This is a genomic window from Pedococcus sp. P5_B7 (genome assembly GCF_054049895.1).
The window spans coordinates 315,713-335,478 of record NZ_JBFULM010000004.1; the positions used below are offsets into that span (position 1 = coordinate 315,713).

General features: G+C 69.6%; 20 protein-coding genes and 1 tRNA gene. 10 read left to right on the plus strand and 11 right to left on the minus strand.

Going from position 1 to position 19,766, the window contains the following annotated elements; all coding sequences use genetic code 11:
- Positions 1 to 4: 4 nt before the first annotated feature.
- Both ACXJKD_RS12150 and ACXJKD_RS12155 read right to left on the minus strand, forming a co-directional pair.
- Positions 5 to 589, minus strand: a complete 585-nt coding sequence (locus ACXJKD_RS12150) for an arsenate reductase/protein-tyrosine-phosphatase family protein (protein ID WP_457254829.1) — start codon at positions 587 to 589, stop codon at positions 5 to 7.
- A 10-nt stretch (positions 590 to 599) separates the two neighbouring features.
- On the minus strand, positions 600 to 1,097 hold the full coding sequence (locus ACXJKD_RS12155; protein ID WP_056922072.1) for an FABP family protein: 498 nt from the start codon (positions 1,095 to 1,097) through the stop codon (positions 600 to 602).
- 122 nt (positions 1,098 to 1,219) lie between these two features.
- On the opposite strand from ACXJKD_RS12155, the gene ACXJKD_RS12160 reads away from it, so the two are divergent.
- Entirely contained in the window at positions 1,220 to 1,588 is a 369-nt protein-coding gene (locus ACXJKD_RS12160) for a DsrE family protein (RefSeq protein WP_457254830.1), read from the plus strand.
- 94 nt (positions 1,589 to 1,682) lie between these two features.
- Here ACXJKD_RS12160 and ACXJKD_RS12165 read toward each other — a convergent pair whose 3' ends face one another.
- Both ACXJKD_RS12165 and ACXJKD_RS12170 read right to left on the minus strand, forming a co-directional pair.
- On the minus strand, positions 1,683 to 2,540 hold the full coding sequence (locus ACXJKD_RS12165; RefSeq protein ID WP_457254831.1) for a hypothetical protein: 858 nt from the start codon (positions 2,538 to 2,540) through the stop codon (positions 1,683 to 1,685).
- Positions 2,541 to 2,556: 16 nt separating this feature from the next.
- Positions 2,557 to 2,817 (minus strand): MoaD/ThiS family protein, encoded by a 261-nt coding sequence (locus tag ACXJKD_RS12170; protein WP_457254833.1) that lies wholly within the window; start codon positions 2,815 to 2,817, stop codon positions 2,557 to 2,559.
- An 83-nt stretch (positions 2,818 to 2,900) separates the two neighbouring features.
- Here ACXJKD_RS12170 and ACXJKD_RS12175 point away from each other — a divergent pair, with 83 nt between their 5' ends.
- Positions 2,901 to 3,605 carry a winged helix-turn-helix transcriptional regulator gene (locus tag ACXJKD_RS12175; protein WP_457254834.1) on the plus strand — a complete coding sequence of 235 codons (705 nt, stop codon included), beginning with the start codon at positions 2,901 to 2,903 and terminating at the stop codon, positions 3,603 to 3,605.
- Positions 3,606 to 3,797: 192 nt separating this feature from the next.
- Here the strand turns inward: ACXJKD_RS12175 and ACXJKD_RS12180 are convergent, their stop codons facing one another.
- A complete protein-coding gene (locus ACXJKD_RS12180) occupies positions 3,798 to 5,681 on the minus strand; it encodes a bifunctional metallophosphatase/5'-nucleotidase (RefSeq protein WP_457254835.1) in 1,884 nt (627 codons plus the stop codon).
- A gap of 100 nt (positions 5,682 to 5,781) precedes the next feature.
- Here ACXJKD_RS12180 and mshD point away from each other — a divergent pair, with 100 nt between their 5' ends.
- The 7 genes from mshD to pstB all read left to right on the plus strand — a co-directional run bounded on the left by mshD (position 5,782) and on the right by pstB (position 14,194).
- Positions 5,782 to 6,711 (plus strand): mycothiol synthase, encoded by a 930-nt coding sequence (gene mshD, locus ACXJKD_RS12185; protein ID WP_457254836.1) that lies wholly within the window; start codon positions 5,782 to 5,784, stop codon positions 6,709 to 6,711.
- 38 nt (positions 6,712 to 6,749) lie between these two features.
- Positions 6,750 to 9,011 (plus strand): RNA degradosome polyphosphate kinase, encoded by a 2,262-nt coding sequence (locus ACXJKD_RS12190; protein ID WP_457254838.1) that lies wholly within the window; start codon positions 6,750 to 6,752, stop codon positions 9,009 to 9,011.
- Positions 9,008 to 9,964 (plus strand): NUDIX hydrolase, encoded by a 957-nt coding sequence (locus ACXJKD_RS12195; RefSeq protein ID WP_457254839.1) that lies wholly within the window; start codon positions 9,008 to 9,010, stop codon positions 9,962 to 9,964. The genes ACXJKD_RS12190 and ACXJKD_RS12195 overlap by 4 nt, the downstream gene beginning before the upstream one ends.
- Positions 9,965 to 10,179: 215 nt before the next feature.
- Complete coding sequence (pstS, locus tag ACXJKD_RS12200; protein WP_457254841.1) at positions 10,180 to 11,304, plus strand: phosphate ABC transporter substrate-binding protein PstS; 1,125 nt, start codon at positions 10,180 to 10,182, stop codon at positions 11,302 to 11,304.
- Positions 11,305 to 11,432: 128 nt separating this feature from the next.
- Positions 11,433 to 12,440, plus strand: a complete 1,008-nt coding sequence (gene pstC / locus ACXJKD_RS12205) for a phosphate ABC transporter permease subunit PstC (RefSeq protein ID WP_457254842.1) — start codon at positions 11,433 to 11,435, stop codon at positions 12,438 to 12,440.
- Complete coding sequence (gene pstA, locus ACXJKD_RS12210) at positions 12,437 to 13,348, plus strand: phosphate ABC transporter permease PstA (RefSeq protein WP_457254844.1); 912 nt, start codon at positions 12,437 to 12,439, stop codon at positions 13,346 to 13,348. The genes pstC and pstA overlap by 4 nt, the downstream gene beginning before the upstream one ends.
- Positions 13,349 to 13,417: 69 nt before the next feature.
- Positions 13,418 to 14,194 carry a phosphate ABC transporter ATP-binding protein PstB gene (pstB, locus tag ACXJKD_RS12215; protein WP_457254846.1) on the plus strand — a complete coding sequence of 259 codons (777 nt, stop codon included), beginning with the start codon at positions 13,418 to 13,420 and terminating at the stop codon, positions 14,192 to 14,194.
- A 196-nt stretch (positions 14,195 to 14,390) separates the two neighbouring features.
- Here the strand turns inward: pstB and ACXJKD_RS12220 are convergent, their stop codons facing one another.
- From ACXJKD_RS12220 to ACXJKD_RS12245, 6 genes are all read right to left on the minus strand, one after another.
- Complete coding sequence (locus ACXJKD_RS12220) at positions 14,391 to 15,332, minus strand: hypothetical protein (protein ID WP_457254847.1); 942 nt, start codon at positions 15,330 to 15,332, stop codon at positions 14,391 to 14,393.
- A gap of 490 nt (positions 15,333 to 15,822) precedes the next feature.
- Positions 15,823 to 16,824: an anion permease gene (locus ACXJKD_RS12225; protein ID WP_457254849.1), complete on the minus strand. Its 1,002-nt coding sequence runs from the start codon at positions 16,822 to 16,824 to the stop codon at positions 15,823 to 15,825.
- Positions 16,825 to 16,832: 8 nt separating this feature from the next.
- The gene (locus tag ACXJKD_RS12230) at positions 16,833 to 17,459 is read right to left on the minus strand and encodes a DUF47 domain-containing protein (RefSeq protein WP_344137647.1); all 627 of its coding nucleotides are present in this window, start codon (positions 17,457 to 17,459) and stop codon (positions 16,833 to 16,835) included.
- 107 nt (positions 17,460 to 17,566) lie between these two features.
- Positions 17,567 to 17,791, minus strand: a complete 225-nt coding sequence (locus ACXJKD_RS12235; RefSeq protein WP_457254850.1) for a hypothetical protein — start codon at positions 17,789 to 17,791, stop codon at positions 17,567 to 17,569.
- A gap of 486 nt (positions 17,792 to 18,277) precedes the next feature.
- On the minus strand, positions 18,278 to 18,925 hold the full coding sequence (locus tag ACXJKD_RS12240; protein WP_457254851.1) for a hypothetical protein: 648 nt from the start codon (positions 18,923 to 18,925) through the stop codon (positions 18,278 to 18,280).
- Between the two features lie 118 nt (positions 18,926 to 19,043).
- Positions 19,044 to 19,349: a TFIIB-type zinc ribbon-containing protein gene (locus ACXJKD_RS12245; protein WP_457254852.1), complete on the minus strand. Its 306-nt coding sequence runs from the start codon at positions 19,347 to 19,349 to the stop codon at positions 19,044 to 19,046.
- Between the two features lie 116 nt (positions 19,350 to 19,465).
- On the opposite strand from ACXJKD_RS12245, the gene ACXJKD_RS12250 reads away from it, so the two are divergent.
- A tRNA-Lys gene (locus ACXJKD_RS12250) sits at positions 19,466 to 19,538 on the plus strand.
- Positions 19,539 to 19,766 lie beyond the last annotated feature (228 nt).

A 19,766-nucleotide genomic window follows, 5' to 3' on the forward strand; every position in this document is an offset into this window, starting at 1 on the left:
GGTTTCAGGGCTTGGCGAGCGCGCGCACGACGGCGGGCAGCGAGGCCATGATCTGCGCGGTCATCTCCTGGAAGACCTGGACAGGACGGCGGTAGGGGTCGACCACATCGGCGTCGGCGAGCGGAGCACCCATGCCCCGCTGTCCGGCGGCCAGCGTCACCACCCGGGCCACGTGGTCCCGAGGCTGGTCGCCCCCGTCTCCCCGCAGCTCGTCGTCGGTCAACCCTGACGCGAGGTGGGCGAATTCCCGGAAGGTGAAGGTGTAGCGAACTGCCTTGGGGTGCAACGTCATCACCGTGCCACGGTGGGCTCGGGTGGCGGTGAGCACGAGGTCTGCGTCGGCGACCATCATGGTCGTGAGGTCGCGTGCGACGAAGCCGTCCGCGGCATACCCCTGGGCTTCCAGGAGCGTCCGCGCCTGGTGCTCCATGGGATGGCCTGCCAGGGCCCCGGTGCCACCGCTGGCGACCTCGATCTCGCCGCGCCCCCACGAGCGGTCGAGCTCGGCCTGCAGCGCGCGCTCGAGGAACGGCGAGCGGCAGATGTTGCCGGTGCAGACCGTCAGGACCCGCCCAGGGGTCGGCGCCATGGGGACGGCCCTAGCCGACGCGCTTGAGCTCGGCCGAGAGGTGGCTCTGCAGGGGCTGACCGACGGCGGCCATGTCCATGGCCCACATCAGGTTCGAGTTGACCAGGCCGTAGAGACGGCTCGCGGCGTTGTACTCCTTGGCGTGGGGGCTGCGCAGGACGCCATCGGTGCGGAGCTCGATCTTGGCGGGCTCGGCCTTGCCGTAGTAGAGCTCCACGATCCCGGTCGGGTGGGTGAGCAGCAGCTCGACCTCACCGTCCTCGAACGGTCGCCAGAAGCCCAGCTCGGTCGCCAGGGGGCGCACCTTCTCGCCGGCGTCGTCGAGCAGCCAGGTGCGGCTGTGCCACTCGAGGAACGGACGCCCGTCGTGCGACACGACCAGCTCCTGCCCGAAGTTGGCCGACTCGATGGTGGGGTATCCGACCACGCCGGCGCCCTCCCAGCGGCCGATCAGCCAGGCCAGGGGGGCGAGCTCGCGGGGGAGGTCGGGATCGAGGGTGAACTGCATCAGCGGGGCGTCTTGACCAGGCGGTAGACGACGAATCCCGCGAACCAGGTGATCACCACGGCCGTCAGGGCGAGCAGGGAGATGTAGAACGTGTGCACCCGCCAGATCGTAGCCTGTGCGACATGACTGCTTCCCGCGCGCTCGTCGTCAAGGTCACCTGTGGCACCGAGTCGCTCGAACGGCTCAACCAGGCGTTCACCGTCGCGGCGACCGCCGTGGCCAGCGGGGTGCGGGTCAGCCTGTGGCTCACCGGCGAGGCCTCGTGGATGGCAGTGCCGGGCCGGGCCGAGCAGGTCGAGCTCGCGCACGCCGCCGACCTGGCCGACCTGCGCGACGCGGTCCTCGCGGCGGGCAGGGTGACGGTGTGCGGGCAGTGCGCGGCCCGCCGGGACCTCACCGGGGCCGATCTCGTCGACGGGGTGGTCATCCGCGGCGCAGCAGCCTTCGTGGAGGAAGTCACCGCCGACGGCGCCCAGGCGCTCGTCTACTGACCCCTCCCCACTCCGACTTCTGGCCACCCATCGGGCACGGACGGCCCGAATCACGGTTCGCTGGCGACACCGGTGGCCAGAAGTGCCGGATGGGTCAGGGGGTGAACCAGGGGGAGGTCACCACGGCGTAGGCCACCACGCCGATGAGCAGCGACGACGTGGCAGCCGCAGCAAGCTGGGCTCGGGGCATCGCGGTCGCCGGCAGGGGGGCCAGTACCCGTCGAGCCGCGTGCGAGATGGCGGCGGCGAGCAGTCCGAGCAGGGCTGCCGGACCGGCCAGCAGGTCACCGGCGACCACGGCGACGACGACCGCCGCCCCGCCCCCGAGGAGCATGGCGATGAACAGGGCCCACTGCCGCAGGCGGGGGATCGAGACGAACGGGTCGGCCAGGGCGCCGACGCCGAGCCCGGCCATCGTGGCGGCGAGGGCGTGCTCACCCTGCAGGACGTGCGGGATCGGGGCGAGGGCGGTGCCGGCCGAGATGATCGCCAGTCCCGAGGTCACGGCGGCCACGGACTCGGTGAGACGCGGCCGACCGTCGCGACGCATCAGCTGGTGCAGGAAGCCCACGATCACGCTCACGGCGAGCGCGGCCGGCATCCACTCCAGGTAGGGGTCGTCCTTGGTCACCAGGGTCGTGCCGGTCATCAGGACCGTGCCGATCGCGAGGACCCCCGTCGTCCCGCGCGGGCTGGGCAGGCTCAGCAGCAGCGGCCAACCCCACGCCAGCACGAACCCGGCGAGCGCCACGGCCAGGGCGACGAACCGGGGGCTGGCGTAGCCGGTCAGCGCGACCAGCGCCGCGAAGGCGATGGTCGCCGCGATCGACAGCGGACGGGCCACCAGGGCGCGGCGCGGGAGGGCCGGCTTCGCGGTCTGCGCGTGGGCTCGGCGCTCTCGCCGGGTCAGCGGGACGGCAGGGTTGGGAGCCTGCTCGGGGACGTCGGACACAAGGGGCATCCTCGCATCACCCCCCGGCGAAGGGAGGCAGGACCTCCAGCACCGACCCGTCCGGGAGGTCGTGGTCGCGGTGCGTCGCACGTCCGTCGAGGAGCAGGGTGCTGACGGCGGTGACCGCGGCCAGGCCGGGGTGCAGGGCGTCGACGCCGGCCACGGCGTCCGCGACCGTCCGGCATCCCCGGAGCACGTCGGACTCCACGCCTGCTGCGGCCCTGGCACCCGCCCAGTAGCGGACGGTGACCGAGGCGACCTCGTTCTCACGCGGCATACCCACGCTCCTCTCGTGAGACAAGGGTCTCACCATGTGTTCACCACGCCCGCAGGGGCCCGGCAGCCGTATCCTTTCAAGGCATGGCCCGTCTGCTGCTGCTGACCAACGCCTTGGCGCCGAGCGCCGAGGTGCTGCCAGCACTGGGCCTGCTGACCCACCACGTGCGGATCATCCCCGCCGAGCCGACCGCGCTGGTCGACGCACCACCGTGTGACGCGGTGCTGCTCGACGCTCGTCGCGACCTCGCCGTGGCCCGCTCGCTGTGTCGCGTCCTGCGCGCCACGGGCATGTCAGTCCCGCTGATCGCCATCCTCACCGAGGGTGGCCTGGCCGGCATCACGGCCGAGTGGGGCGTCGACGAGGTCCTGCTCGAGTCCGCCGGACCGGCGGAGGTCGAGGCCCGGTTGCGGCTCGCCGCCGGTCGGCTCCAGGACAACCAGGAGCCCGAGGACGTCCAGATCACCTCGGGCGAGGTCACGATCGACGAGGCGACCTACTCCGCCCGGGTCCGTGGCCGGCTGCTCGACCTGACCTACAAGGAGTTCGAGCTCCTCAAGTACCTGGCGCAGCACCCGGGTCGCGTGTTCAGCCGCGCCCAGCTCCTCCAGGAGGTCTGGGGCTACGACTACTACGGGGGCACGCGCACCGTCGACGTCCACGTGCGGCGGCTGCGGGCCAAGCTCGGCTCCGAGCACGAGGTGCTGATCGGCACCGTGCGCAACGTCGGCTACCGCTTCGTGCCGGCCGAGGAAGCCCACGCCGACGAGGTCGGCGCCGACGCCTGAAAGTCCTTGCGCCCCAACGCCTGAACCCTCCACGACGTCAGAGAGAAGCCGCCCCTCCCGTGTCCGGGAGGGGCGGCTTCTCTGTGTGGTATGCCGGGTGGCTCGGTCAGGACGACCGGGTCACCACGACCGGGTCACCACGACAGGGTCACCACGACCGGGTCACTACGACCGGATCGCGACGTCGTTGGCTCAGTTCTTGGTGATCCGGGTCTCGGCCACCGGGCTGTACGGCGAGTTCGCCTGCAGGTAGTTCGCGAAGGCGTCGATGTCGAGCCCACCGAAGAACCGGCCGGTGCCGTCCCGGAAGCCGGGGAGGCCGTCGCCACCGTCCGCGACGAAGTTGTTCGTCACGATCCGGTAGCTCGCCGTGTCGCTGATCGCGGTGCCGTTCAGCGTGACCGGGCCGAGGACCCGGCTGCCGGTGGCGTCGCTGTAGCTGTACGCGAAGCCCTTGGACACCTGGAGGATGACCGGGCGCGCGATGGTGTTGGGCGACGTCTTCGTGCCGCCGTTCCACTGCTCTTTCAGGATCTCCTTGATCTGGGCCCCGGTCAGCGTCATCGAGACGAGGTAGTTGTTGAACGGCTGGACCGAGAACGCCTCCTCGTAGGTGACCGCACCCGGCGCCTCGCCCCAGGGGGAGGTGGCGTAGTTCAGGTTGGTGCGGATGCCGCCCGGGTTCATGAAGGCGATCGTCGGGACCTGGGCGTTGGTCACGACCGACGGGTCGGAGAGCTGGGCGTCGGCGATCAGGTCACCGAGCTTGGACTCGCCACCGGAGTTGGAGGCCGTGGTGATGTCGGTGCTGATGGTGCCCAGGACCCGGCTGGCGACCGGCGCGATGAGCTGCTTGTAGTCCGTGATGATCTTGGTCTGCGCCGCGTCCTTGAACTGCGGGTCACGGGTGACGATGACGTTGCTGCCCGCGACCGAGCTGCGCACGATGTCCTGGGTGCGCCGGTCGAAGGTCAGGTCGGTCTCGGTGACGAGCCGCCCGAACGACGAGGCCGAGGTGACCAGGCGCGGCTGCCCGGCCGGGTCGGGGATGCTGCACACGTAGGGGGTGTGCGTGTGCCCGCTGACGATCACGTCGATCTGCGGCGAGAGCTGCTGCGCGATCGGGATGATCGGGCTGGCCGGCGCGTTGAGGCCGGTGCTGGTGCCCGCGGGGCAGGCGGAGTCGTACTTGTTCTCGAGGCCGGTGACGTGCGCGGTGCTGGCGGTACGCGCCGGCACCCCACCCTGGTGGATGAGGACGACGATGGCCTTGACACCCTCCGCCTCGAGCTGCGGCACGAGCGCGTTCGCGGTCTGCACCTCGTCGGTGAACTCCAGGCCCTCGATGCCGGACGCGGTCACGATGTTCGGGGTGTCCTTGAGCGTCATGCCGATGAAGCCGACCTTGGCGCCCTTGAAGTTCTTGACCCAGGTGGCGGGGAGGATCGTCTGGCCGGTCGCCTTGTACTTCACGTTGGCGGCCAGGATCGGGAAGTTCGCACCCGAGAAGCTCTTGCCACCGGGGCAGGAGTCCTGGTTGGCCGCGCCGTTGCCGTCAGGCAGGCAGCCGCCGTCGGCCAGGCGCTGGAGCTCCTTGTAGCCCTCGTCGAACTCGTGGTTGCCCACGGCCGTGACGTCGAGGCCGAGGCTGTTCATCGCCTCGATGCTCGGCTCGTCGTGGAACGCGGCCGACAGCAGCGGGGACGCACCCACGATGTCACCGGCGGCGACGGTCGCGGTGTAGGGGTGACCCGCACGCAGGGCCTTCAGGTGCCCGGCGAGGTACTCCACGCCACCGGCGTTGACCGTCTGCGGCGTGGCCGTGTAGGTCACGACGCCAGTGTTCGGGTTGGTCGTGGACGTCTCGGTGTAGGTGTCCGAGGTGATGATCCGACCGCTCGAGCCGGCCGGCGGCTCGAGGTTGCCGTGGAAGTCGTTGAACGACAGGAGCTGGATGTCGATCATGGGTCCGTTGGAGGCTGCCGATGAGGTGCCACCGGTGAACGCTGCGCCGGTGGCTGCGAGGGCAGCCACCGCCACGACGCCGGAGATGCGCCGAGTGCGGGAAAAGGTCATGGATGCGTCCTTGTGCGGGAGGAGATACCGGCGGTAGCCGGACCCGTGCACGCTAACCGCGGATCGGCCCCGAGGGAAGATGCATGGTCCAATGCTTTTCGTGCCGTTATCTCCCGTCCGCCTCACCGACACCCTGACGTCCACCGAGGTCGCCCGCGTCCGCGAGATCCAGGCGGCAGCGACCGTCGCCGACGGACTCAGCCCGTTGTCCGAGCAGCCCCTTCTCTCCCTCGGCGCCCCGAGCGGTCGGGTCCGCCACCTCCTCGGGTATGCCGCGGGGCAGCTCACCGGGTACGCCCAGCTGGACGGCCCCACCGACCCTGACGCCTCGGCCGAGCTCGTCGTCGACCCGGCCGCCCGGAGGCAGGGCACCGGGCGCGCGTTGGTCGACGCGGTGCTCGAGGCCGCTCCCGGGGCAAGGTTCTGGGCACACGGCCACCTGCCCGCGGCGCAGGCCCTGGCGGCGAGCGCCGGACTGGAGGCGGTGCGCGAGCTGCACAAGATGGCCCGCCCCCTGGGGGCGGCCGACCTCGAACCGGCTGCCTCCGCGCTGCCCGAGAGCTTCACCGCCCGCACCTTCGAGCCCGGCCGGGACGAGCAGGCCTGGCTGGCGACCAACGCCGCCGCCTTCGCCCACCACCCGGAGCAGGGCCGGCTGACACTCGCCGACCTCGAGGAGCGGATGGCCCAGCCGTGGTTCGACACGGCCGGCTTCATCCTCGTCGAGGCGGACGGCTCTCCCGGTGAGGTGGCCGCCTTCCACTGGACCAAGGTGGACCCCGGCCAACGATCCGCCCTCGACCCGACCCGGACAGCAGGTGAGGTGTACGTCGTCGGGGTGCACCCGGCATACCAAGGGCGCGGTCTCGGGCGACCGGTGACCGCCCTCGGGCTGGCCCACCTGGCCGGGCTCGGCCTTCCCGAGGTGGTCCTCTACGTCGACGGTGACAACCAGGCAGCGATACGCACTTACACGGGGCTGGGTTTCCGCAGCATCATGGTGGACGTGATGTACGCGAAGGCTGTTTGATTCACACCACGTTCACCGAGCACTGTCAGGATGACGGCATGACTGTGACGACCCACCCGACGGACGAGGGCGAGATCTTCGACGGCGACGATGCCGGCCACGAGATCTCGATCGCGAGTGCGCAGCCGCGGGCCTCCAACGGGCGCTTCATGCGGATCGTCCACGCCGCGGGCGGGCAGGACGACAGCGGTCTCCCCGCAGACCGGTTCCTCGACCGCGAGATCTCGTGGCTGCAGTTCAACGAGCGGGTCCTCCAGCTGGCCGCCGACGAGAGCGTCCCGCTGCTCGAGCGGGCGCGGTTCCTGGCGATCTTCACGTCCAACCTCGACGAGTTCTTCATGGTCCGCGTCGCGGGGCTCAAGCGGCGGATCGCCACCGGGCTCGCGGTCCGCTCGGCCTCCGGGCTGGAGCCGCGTGAGGTGCTGGAGCAGATCTCCCTCGTCGCCCACGAGCTGCAGGCCATGCAGACCGCCGTCTACAAGGACAAGGTGCAGCCGGCGCTCGAGGACGAGGGCATCTCCATCGTCCGCTGGGACGAGCTGAGCGACGGCGAGCGGGCCCTGCACTCCGAGCTCTTCGCCGACCGGGTCTTCCCGGTGCTGACTCCGCTGGCGGTCGACCCGGCACACCCCTTCCCCTACATCTCCGGCCTGTCGCTCAACCTCGCCGTGGTGCTGGTCAACCCCAAGACCGGCAAGGAGCACTTCGCCCGCGTCAAGGTGCCGCCGCTGCTGCCGCGCCTGCTGCACATCGAGCCCGAGAGCGGGGAACCGTCGACCTCCGACCTGTTCAACACCCGGTTCGTGCCGCTCGAGGACGTCATCGCCGCCCACCTCGACATGCTCTTCCCGGGCATGGACGTGCGGGAGCACTTCACCTTCCGGGTCACCCGCAACGAGGACCTCGAGGTCGAGGAGGACGACGCCGAGAACCTGCTCACCGCCCTGGAGAAGGAGCTGACCCGACGCCGGTTCGGCCCGCCGGTCCGCCTCGAGGTGGACGAGACCATCGACGACCACGTGCTCGACATGCTGGTCCGCGAGCTCGGCGTGACCGACAGCGAGGTCTACCGGCTGCCGGCCCCGCTCGACCTGCGCGGCCTCAACCTCGTCGCCGACCTCGAGCGCTCCGACCTGAGGTACCCGCCGTTCCGCGGCCAGATGCACCCCGACCTCGCCCCGGCCGAGAGCTCCAAGGCTTCGGAGATCCTGCCCATCGTCCGTGACAAGGACGTGCTGCTGCAGCACCCCTACGACTCGTTCTCGACGTCGGTGCAGTCGTTCATCGAGCAAGCAGCGACCGACCCCAACGTGCTGGCCATCAAGCAGACCCTCTACCGCACGAGTGGCGACTCCCCCATCATCGACGCCCTCATCGACGCGGCCGAGTCGGGCAAGCAGGTGCTCGCGATCGTCGAGATCAAGGCGCGCTTCGACGAGAAGAACAACATCTCGTGGGCCCGCAAGCTGGAGCACGCCGGCGTGCACGTGGTCTACGGCATGGTCGGGCTCAAGACCCACGCCAAGCTCTGCATGGTGGTGCGCCAGGAGCAGGACGGCAGCCTGCGCCGCTACTGCCACATCGGCACCGGCAACTACAACGGCAAGACCGCCCGCCTCTACGAGGACTTCGGCCTGCTGACGTCGGATCCCCAGGTGGGCGAGGACCTCGCGCGGCTGTTCAACCAGCTCTCCGGTTTCGCGCCGCGCAGCAGGTTCAAGCGTCTGCTCGTGGCGCCCCGGTCGGTCCGCTCCGGGCTGCTCGAGCGGATCGATACCGAGGTCGAGCACGCCGAGGCCGGTCGCGGTGGCCTCGTCCAGCTCAAGGTCAACTCCATCGTCGACGAGCAGCTCATCGACGCCCTCTACCGCGCGTCGCAGGCCGGGGTCCACGTGGACATCTGGGTCCGTGGCATCTGCGCCCTGCGCCCGGGCGTCGAGGGGCTGTCCGAGAACATCGAGGTCCACTCGGTGCTGGGCCGCTTCCTCGAGCACTCCCGCGTGTTCCTCTTCGGCGGCGGTGGCGCGCCCGAGGTCTTCATCGGGAGCGCCGACATGATGCACCGCAACCTCGACCGCCGGGTCGAGGCACTGGTCCGGATCGCGGACCCGAAGCACATCGCCGACCTGCAGTCCCTGCTCGCGCGGGGGATGAGTGACGACTACGCCCACTGGCGGCTGACCGGCGACGGGCGCTGGACGCGCGTCAACATGACCGAGGACGGCGAGCCGCTCGCCGACCTGCAGAGCGCCATGATCGACATGCACGCCAAACGCCGGCGCAAGGCCCGTCGCCGTTGACGACCCCGATCCCGGCCGCAGGCACCGTCCCGTGGCGACGCCGTCGCGGCCAGCTCGAGGTCGCGCTGGTCCACCGGCCCAAGTACGACGACTGGTCGTGGGCCAAGGGCAAGCTCGACCCGGGTGAGGACTGGCCGGTCGCGGCCGTGCGCGAGACGCACGAGGAGACGGCCTTGGCCGTCGGCCTGGGGCGGCCGCTGCCGGGGTCGGAGTACACCGTGCTCGACGGCGCCGGCCAGCCGGCCACCAAGGAGGTCCGCTACTGGGCCGCGGAGGCGACCAGCCCGGCCGGCCCCCTCCAGAACGAGATCGACGAGGTCCGCTGGCTCGACGTCGTCGCCGCCTCGGACCGGCTCGACTACGCCCGCGACCGCGACCAGCTCCGCGCGCTGGTGCGGGCCGACAACGCCGGCACCTTGACGACCTGGCCAGTGGCCCTCGTGCGGCACGCCCATGCCGTGGGCCGCGGTTCGTGGCCCGAGGACGACCAGCAGCGCCCTCTCGACGACCTCGGCCGCGGCCGGGCCGCGCGCATCGCACCCCTGCTCGCGGCATACGGAGTCAGGCGGTTGGTGAGCTCACCGTCGTTGCGCTGCACCGACACCCTGCGCCCCTACGCGGCGCAGCTCGGCGCGTCCCTGCGCACCAAGGACGGCCTGAGCGAGGAGGGGTATGCCGCGGAGCCGGCCCGCGCGGGACGCCACCTCGGGCGCCTGGTCGAGCGGGGCACCCCCTCCGCCCTCTGCAGCCACGGCCCGGTCCTGCCCGAGCTGCTCATGGCCCTGCTCGCGCTCGTGGACCCTGAGGAGCCCGAGGCCGACCTCGCCGCCGACTCCCTCCGGGCCGCAGCGCGCGACAGGATGGCGAAGGGCGAGGTGCTCGTGGCCCATCTCGTCGGCAGCGGCGAGGCGGCGCGGGTCGTCGCCGTCGAGCGCCACCTGCCGCCCTCCTGACCAGCGGCTGACCAGTCGTTCACTCGCTGCATCCCCGGACGACGGTGCAGCGACGTCGAATGTCTGACTGGTGTTCACCGCGCGTTCACCCTCCACGGGCCGCTGCGTCACTCTCCGTGCCTACCTTCGGTGCGTCGGGTACGAATGCCCGCCCCTGATTTCCACCCCTGATCCCTGTTGCACCCCAATTTCCCCTGTGGAGAGGTTTGAACACCGTGAAGATCCAGCGCATCGGCCTCCTGGCCAGCGTGGCCCTGGTCGGCTCCCTCGCGCTCACCGCGTGCGGCTCCGACAACAACTCCGGCTCCGGCGACTCGTCGAGCTCGAGCACCTCCAGCGGCTCCGCCGCCTGCCCCGAGGGTGGCGGCACCCTGAACGCCGAGGGCTCCTCCGCTCAGAAGAACGCCATCGAAGAAGCCATCGCGTCGTTCCAGGACGCCTGCGACGGCACCACGATCAACTACAACCCGACTGGTTCGGGTGCCGGCATCAAGCAGTTCATCGCCGGCCAGGTCGACTTCGCCGGCTCCGACTCGGCGCTCAAGACCACCGAGAAGGACGGCAAGATCGAGGCCGACGACGCCAAGGCGTACTGCGGCTCCCCGGCGTGGAACCTGCCGATGGTCACCGGACCGATCGCCGTCGCCTACAACGTCAAGGGTGTCGACAAGCTCGTCCTCACCCCCGAGGTCGCCGCCAACATCTTCAACGGCAAGGTGACCACCTGGAACGACAAGTCGATCGCCGCGCTGAACTCCGGCGTGACCCTGCCGTCCGAGCCGATCAAGGTCTTCTTCCGCTCCGACGAGTCCGGCACCACCGAGAACTTCACCAAGTACCTCAAGGCTGCCGCTCCGGCCGCCTGGACCGCCGAGCCGGGCAAGGCCTGGACCGGCAAGGGTGAGGGCAAGCAGAAGTCCGACGGTGTCGCCGGTGCCGTGAAGGCCACCGAGGGTGGCATCACCTACGCCGAGTGGTCCTACGCCAAGGACAACAACCTGGGCATCTCCCAGATCGACAACGGTGGCGGCGCCGTCGAGCTCACCGCCGAGTCGGTCGGCAAGGCCGTCCTGGCCGCCAAGGCCGACGGCGAGGGCAACGACCTGCGCCTCAAGCTGGACTACAGCACCAAGGAGGCCGGGGCCTACCCGATCCTCCTGGTCACCTACGAGATCGTCTGCTCCAAGGCCAAGGACGCCAAGAAGGCGGCCCTGACCAAGGCGTTCCTCACGCACTTCGCCTCCGCGGAGACCCAGAAGGGCCTCGAGAGCATCGGCTACGCGCCGCTGCCCACCGAGATCCAGACCAAGGTCGAGACCGCCATCAAGGCCCTGTCCTGATCTAGCCTGATCGGTATGCCGCGGGGCTGGCTCCCAGCCCCGCGGCATACCTGCTCCCCCGCTCGTTGCTTCCCCGCTCGTTGCTTCCCCGCTCACCCACCAGCACCCCCGATCGTGAGGCACATGCCGTGGCATCAGTGACCGGAGTCTCCGTCGCCGACGAGCTGCCCGGCCCGGACGGACGAGGCCCCCTCAGTGGTGACGGTGCAGGCACCGGGCGCCTGGGCGACCGGGCCTTCGCGGCCGCGGCCAAGGGTTCCGGCGCACTGGTCATCGGCCTCGTCACGCTGGTCGGTGTCTTCCTGCTGTGGCAGGCGATCCCGGCGATCGCCGACGACAAGGTCAACTTCCTGACGTCGCGCGACTGGTCGGTCAGCGACAGCGACAACCTGCGCTTCGGCATCGTCGAGCTGCTCTGGACGACGGTGGCCGCCTCCACCATCGCGATGTTCATCGCGGTGCCGGTCGGGGTGTGCGTCGCGCTGTTCATCACGCAGTACTCGCCGCGGTGGCTCTCGCGCCCCGCGGCCAACGTCATCGACCTGCTGGCCGCGGTGCCGTCGATCGTCTACGGCCTGTGGGGCCTGAAGACCTTCACGCCGTGGTTCGACCCGTTCCAGATCTGGCTGTCCGACCACCTCGGGTGGATCCCGCTCTTCTCCCGCACCGGGACCAGCGGCACGATCCTGCTCATCGGCGTCGTGCTGGCCATCATGATCCTGCCCATCGTCACCGCGCTGTCACGCGAGGTCTTCGCGCAAACGCCGGTGACGCACAAGGAGGGCGCGCTCGCCCTGGGCGCCACCAAGTGGGAGATGATCCGCGTCTCGGTGCTGCCCTTCGGGCGCCCGGGCGTCATCTCGGCAGCGATGCTGGCGCTGGGCCGTGCGCTCGGCGAGACCATCGCCGTCACCATCATCGTGTCGTCGCTGCCGCAGGGCTCGAAGTGGACCTGGTCGCTGCTCAACGGCGGCGAGACCTTCGCATCACGCATCGCCAACAACGCCGGTGAGTTCGACTCGCCCGCCAAGACCGGGGCCTTCATCGCCGCCGGCCTGGTGCTGTTCGTCCTGACGTTCGTCGTCAACGCCATCGCCCGCATCGTCATCGAGCGCAGGAAGGCCTTCACCGAATGAGCACCGACACCGTGGCCAAGGCTCCGGAGCGTGCGGCTCCCCCCGCTCTGGGACACCCCGCCCGTGGTCGCGAGTTCAGGGACCAGCTGGCTCGCGTCGTCATGTGGCTGGCCTTCCTCATCGCCCTGATCCCGCTGGTGTGGATCCTCTGGACCGTGCTCTCCAAGGGTGTGGGACTGGTCCTCGACTCGCAGTGGTGGACCAACTCGCAGAAGGGCATCACCTCTCGCCGCGAGGGAGGCGGCGCCGTCCACGCCATCCAGGGCACCCTGATCCAGGGCGTCACCACCTCGGTGATCTCCGTGCCGATCGGCGTGATGACCGCCATCTACCTCGTCGAGTACGGTCGCGGGAAGTTCGCCAAGGCGGTCTCGTTCATGGTCGACATCCTCACTGGTGTGCCGTCGATCGTCGCCGGCCTGTTCGTCTACGCCGTGTGGGTCACGACGTTCGGGTTCCAGCGGGTCGGCTTCGCCGTCTGCCTGGCGTTGGTGCTGTTGATGATCCCGGTCATCGTGCGTTCGACCGAGGAGATGCTCAAGCTCGTCCCCAACGAGCTGCGCGAGGCGTCGTACGCCTTGGGTGTCCCGAAGTGGAAGACCATCGCGCGGGTCGTGCTCCCGACGGCCTTCTCCGGCATCATCACCGGCATCCTGCTCGGCCTGGCCCGTGTCATGGGTGAGACCGCGCCCCTGCTGATCCTTGGCCCCTACACCAAGTCGATCGCCAGCGACCTGTTCGGCGGCTACATGGCCACCCTGCCCACGATGATCAACCAGGACCGCACCGAGAGCCTGCAGCCGGCCGTCGACCGGGTCTGGGCTGCTGCCCTCACGCTCATCCTCCTGGTCCTGATCCTCAACCTCGCCGGCCGGGTCATCGCCCGCTTCGGCTCCGTCAAGAAGTAGCCCCCCAGACTCCGCTCCGCCCGATGCCGGCCCGCACGGCATACCCATCCCGAAGGACGAAAGCACACCATGGCCAAGCGAATCGACGTCAGTGACCTGAACGTCTACTACGGTGCGTTCAAGGCCGTCGAAGGCGTGACCATGACGGTGGAACCACGCTCGGTGACCGCCTTCATCGGCCCGTCCGGCTGCGGCAAGTCGACGTTCCTGCGCACCCTCAACCGGATGCACGAGGTGATCCCCGGCGGGCGCGTCGAGGGCAAGGTCATGCTCGACGACCAGGACCTCTACGCCTCCAACGTCGACCCGGTGGCCGTCCGTCGGACCGTCGGCATGGTGTTCCAGCGACCCAACCCGTTCCCGACCATGTCGATCTACGACAACGTGGCGGCGGGTCTGCGGCTCAACGGGGTGAAGGGCAAGAAGAAGCTCGACGACGTCGTGGAGCAGTCGCTCAACGGCGCGAACCTGTGGAACGAGGTCAAGGACCGGCTCAACAAGCCCGGCGCCGGCCTCTCCGGCGGCCAGCAGCAGCGACTCTGCATCGCGCGAGCCATCGCCGTGCAGCCGCAGGTGCTCCTGATGGACGAGCCCTGCTCGGCCCTCGACCCGATCTCGACCCTCGCCATCGAGGACCTGATCTCGGAGCTGAAGAGCAAGTACACGATCGTGATCGTCACGCACAACATGCAGCAGGCCGCCCGGGTCTCCGACCAGACGGCGTTCTTCAACCTCGCGGCCACCGGCAAGCCCGGCAAGCTGATCGAGGTCGCCGACACCCAGAAGATCTTCAACAACCCGGGCGTGAAGGCCACCGAGGACTACATCAGCGGTCGCTTCGGCTGATCGGTCCTTTCCCTCCCCCGGGCCCGACTTCTGGCCACCCATGCCGCACCGGCCCTGGATTTCCGGGTCCCGGAGGCACACCACCGGCCAGAAGTGCGGGGGACTCCCGACTTCTGGCCACCCATGCCGCACCGGCCCTGGATTTCCGGGTCCCGGAGCCACAACAGCGGCCAGAAGTGGCGCGCGGCGCGGCCAGTCAGGCAGCTGGGAAGGCCGCGGACGCCTCGGCCGGAGGCCATCTCCACGGCTGCAGGGGTTCGTCGTCGTTGCTGCGCCATAGGCACCTGATCGACTGCGGACGAGCACGACGGCGCGCAGCGCTCAACGCCCGGCACAGTCCCTCGCCGTAGTCGCGCAAGTCAGCGGTCCCCCACCGGGCGACGGCAAAGCCCAAGGATTCCAGGCCACGCTCGCGATCACGCTCGGCCAGGACGATCTCTGAAATCTGCTCGGCTGTGGCCTCCTCATCGTCCAGGTCTCCGCGGTACTTGCCGAGGCCGTCGGCCTCCCCGATCACCCCGGCTCCTCGCCACAGGTGGTCGACCCGTCCTACGAACACGCCTTCCATGTCGTGGATGCGGATCTGGCTCTCCGGTACCGAGTATCCGCGCCGATGTGCCACGGCCACCGAAGCCGACTCAAGCCAGCTCTCCCTCCGACCATCGACCAGGCCCAGTCCCTCCTCCGCCAGCCGGATGCCGGGCCACCGCGTCTGGAATGCCCGCATCTCCCGCAGCTCCTCCGGCTGGACCAACCCGTCCCGCAGGGCCGCATCGGCGATCGCAAGGGCATCTCGAAAGCGACTCTGCCGGAACGAGTCCACCACTGTCCTGGCGGGACTGGTCAGCAGTACTCCGTGGGCCGTGGACACGTGGTCCGCGGGCAGTTCGGCCTGCAGCACCCGACGCCAGTCTTCGGGATAGCTGGTCCGTGATGACTCACGCGCCGTGAGACTCACCTTGCCCACGGGCCCCTGCGGCGTGGGGAGACCCAGAGCGATGGCAGCACTGACATGGCTCACCACGGACTCGGGGATCGAGGCCTGTGCTGCGCGCGCCAAGGCAACGTGAAGCTCGGTCGGATCGAGCCGGAGCCACGGTTCGCGGACGGCATACAGCGAAGGGGCGATCTTGATCACCTCGCGACGTCGCACCGCACCAGACAGTGCCGCGTGACTGAGCCCGGCTCCTCTGGCCTCCTGCCACAGGAATGGTTGCGGCAGGTCGATCCAGCGACGGGCGTCCGTGGTTCGCATGGTCGAGATCGTGGCCAGTCACGCTGCACCTGGCGACGCGTGCGCCATCGCCTGTGGATCGTGTATGCCGCGAGCCCACTCCTGTGGACAGCCTCACCCACGTTGGCGTGGCTACCCCCACCCGACCTCGGGCCACCCATGCGGCACCAGGCCCCCAGATCGCGCCCCGCACCCGACACCAGTGGCCAGAAGTGCGGGAGCCCCCCGACTTCGGGCCACCCATGCGGCACCAGTGCCCCACATCGCGCCCCGCACCCGACACCTGTGGCCAGAAGTGCGGGAGCCCCCCGACTTCGGGCCACCCATGCGGCACCAGTGCCCCACATCGCGCCCCGCACCCAACACCAGTGGCCAGAAGTGCGGGGGGGTCGGGTCAGACGAAGAGGTTGATCAGGTAGCAGCTGGCGGCGGCGACCAGGCCGGCGCCGGGGAAGGTCAGCACCCAGGCCCCGACGATGTTGCCGGCCACACCCCACCGCACGGCGGACAGGCGCTTGGTCGCACCGACGCCCATGATCGCCGAGGTGATCGTGTGGGTCGTCGAGATCGGGGCGCCGAACGCCATGCCCGCGACGTACAGGATGGAGGCGGCCGTCGTCTCCGCCGCGAAACCCTGCGGCGGGTCGAGGTGGATGATGCGGCGGCCGAGCGTGCGCATGATCCGCCACCCACCGGCATACGTGCCGAGTGAGATCACGATGGCGCTCATCAGCAGCACCCACAGCGGAACCTTGTCACCGGTGTAGTGACCACCCACGGTCAGCGCGAGGACCACGACACCGGCCGTCTTGGCCGCGTCCTGGAACCCGTGGCCGAAGGCCATCGCCGCTGCTGACGCAGTCTGCGCGTAGCGGAAGCCGCGGGATACCTTGCCGGGCTGCGCGCCCCGGAACAGCCAGAGGATCGCGGTCATCACGAGGAAGCCCAGCATGAGTCCGACGATGGGCGAGAGGATCATCGGGATGATGACCTTCTCGAAGATGCCCGCCCACTTCACGTGCGCCCCAGCAGCCAGGGCAGCGCCGCCGAGCCCGCCGATGAGGGCGTGCGACGACGAGGAGGGGAGGCCGAACCACCAAGTCAGGAGGTTCCAGCCGGTCGCACCGATCAGGGCGGCGGCACAGATGACGAGGCCCTCGTTGCCCTGCGGCGCCTCGATGATCCCTTTGCCGACCGTGGCGGCGACCTTGCCGAACTTGTAGACGATCAGCCCGCCGACGAGGTTGGCGATCGCGGCCATCACCAGCGCCACCCGGGGCGTCAGGGCGCGGGTCGAGACCGAGGTCGCGATCGCGTTGGCCGCGTCGTGAAAGCCGTTGGTGTAGTTGAAGCCCATCGCCAGGGCGATGACGATTCCTACCGGAAGCCAGTCCATGGGGAGGCTCAGGACTCCTTGACCGCGATGCTCTCGACCTTGTGGGCCACCTTCTCGAACGCGTCAGCGGCGGCCTCGAGCTCCTCGACGACCTCCTTGAGCTTCATGATCGTGAGGGTGTCTGCGCCGAAGTCGCCGTTGAACAGCCCGGCCAGCAGGCGGCGGTAGATCTGGTCGGCCTGGTTCTCGAGGCGGTTGATCTCGATCCAGTAGCCGGACAGGTCCTTCATCGACCGCAGTCGCGGCATCGCGTCGGCGGTGAGCTCGGACATCCGCGCCAGCACCTCGACCTGGTCGGAAACACCGGCCGGGAGGTCACCGATGCGGTAGAGCACGATCAGGTCGACAGCAGCGTCCATCATGTCCATGCAGTCGTCCAGCGTGGAGGCCAGACCGTGGATGTCCTCGCGGTCGAACGGTGTGATGAACGAGCTGTTCACCTTGCGGATGATCTCGTGGGTGGCCTCGTCGGCGTCGTGCTCGATCTCGCGCATCCGCGTGGCGACGGCTTCACGCTCCGACGGGTCGACTCCGAGCAGCGTGGTCAGCTCACGGGAGCCGAGCACGAGGTAGGAAGCGGACTTGGCGAACAGATCGTAAAAGCTGTTCTCCTGGGGGGTGAGGCGAAAGCCCACGGTTCTCTCCGGTCACGCAAAGGGGGGATGGCCGTGGACGATGCTACGGGCAAGTACGCGTCAAAGCGCAACTCGACTGCTCGATCGCTCCACCAGGAGGGACAGGCTCAGGCGTTCAGCCGCTTCCCTGCCCGGTGCGGGTGCGCGACACCCTGCGTGTCCTCCGGGGACTTCTGCTGCCCGCGTTCGATCCCGAGGGCCTCGTCGATCTCGTCCTCGGTCAGCGGTCGCTCGCTGGCGGACGCGGCCACGACGAGATCTCCGACGAGCTCGATCTCGTTCTGCAGCGCATCATCGGTGAGGTCTGCACCGGCGCGCGGGTCGGTGGTCATGGGTTCAACGCTAACGGAGCGCCGGGCAAACGTGGCATCCAGTTTGCTATCTCTTGACCCGCCATGCCCGGGAACCACCCATGTGGGTCATGTGACCACTGATCATGACTAGTCCCAACCGGCTATGCCGAATGATGGTTGCCAAGTGCACCCAAATCTGCGGTGCCCGTGCGGCGTGGCGCGCGGCCTCGGAGGCGCTCGGCGGGCAGGCCCAGGTATGCCACGGAGCCGGCCCACCGACCCCGTCACCACCCCTCGCCACGCCTTCGGGGACGCCGCCGAGAAGGGCGAGCGGGCGGCATACCGAGGTGGCGCGCAGGTGAACAGTGTGCGCGTCGGGCCGGGAGCGCCTCACGGCGCGTGGCCGCTCATAGCGGCTTCAGTTGGGACCCGGGGCTACCGCGGCCCGACGCACGTCCGACTGTAACCCCGGTGGCCCGGATGTTGTTCCTCGAGAGGCGTGTTTCGCTGCAGGCAAGGGGCCGTTCAGATGAGTTCGCCGGCCTGCCAGAGGCGGGCGCCGACGTCGAGGTCCTCGGCCGTCGACAGCATCGAGGCGGCACGGCGCGTCTGGGCGCTGGCTGCTTCGGGGTCGTGGGCGTCGGTGGTGTGGGCCCGGTCGGCGCGACCGGCCGCGACAACGCGACAGAACGCCGCGGCACGCTGCAGCGCCACCGCGAAGTCGCCGGAGAACACCCCGCGCAGGATCGAGTCGGTCAGCTCGCGCAGCTCGGCCGGCCCGGGCGGCTCGGCGACCCCGGCCACGGCATGGTTGACGTCGGTGAACCGGATGCCGGCGGCGTAGTCGGCACTCGCCTCCTCGGGACTGCGCTGCACCCACTCGCGCAACGCGTAGAGGCGCCACAGGGCCCCGGGGAGGCTGCGGGCGGGACGGTCGGCCCACAGCTCCGCGACCGTCGACAGCCCGAGCTCGTCGACCAGCGCGACCAGCCGGGCCGTGAGGGCGGGGTCGTCGGTGGCGCGGCCGGTGCCGACGAGGACGGCCGCCGTCTCGTGGGCGATCTCGGTCACCTGCGCGGGGTCGGGGACCGTGCCACCCTGCGCCTCCATCGCCGTGGGGCTGAAGAACGCGGGACGGCGCGGACCGGGGCGACCACTGGGCTCGTTTTTCATCCCGCCCAGTCTCTCAGGTGGTGCCGACGGCGGCGGGATCGAGCCAGCTCGGTCGCGCCGCTCGGTCCAGGGCTCGGTCGGACTTGGCCCAGTCGGACTTGGCTCAGTCGGACTTGGCTCAGTCGAACAGCTCGCTGAGGAACGACTTCTTGCGACGCTGGCCGTACGGCGCGTGGTAGCTCTGCGCCGGCTGCTGCTGCCACCCACCCTGCTGCTGAGGGGGTTGCGGGACGGGCGGCTGCGGCGGGGCCGGGGCGGCTGCTGCCGGCTGCTGATGCCAGGAGGTCTCGGCGGCCACGAGTGCCTCGAGCTCCCCGCGGTCGAGGAACAGGCCGCCACAACCCGTGCACTGGTCGACGTGGACCTGGTTGCGCTCGTAGCTGCGCATGCCGGAACCACACTTGGGACAGGTGAGGGTGCTCATGTCGAGCCAACGGACCGGCGCACGGACGGGTTCCGAACGCCGTGGGTCGCACGGCTGCCCAGCCGTTAGTCTGTGGCCGGTTCGGCACAACGGTGGGTATGCCGCGTGGCCGGCCGGGGCCTCTAGCTCAATGGTTAGAGCTGCGGACTTTTAATCCGTAGGTTGTGGGTTCGAGTCCCACGGGGCCCACACACGTCTGTGTGTTACTTCGGCTGATCCCGGTCATCCGGGCTTCGGCTGTTGGGTAACACTGTTTCGGTTGATGGGTGACACCTACTTCGGTTGATGGGTGTCACTCGATCTGACCCTACGTTGCCCGCCCGGGACTTGGGCGCGTTTGACTCTGACCTCCCCGGCGCTTCGGCGCTGTTCGGTGCGCAGCAGGTAGTCGCCGTCGTAGAACTGCAGCACCTGGCC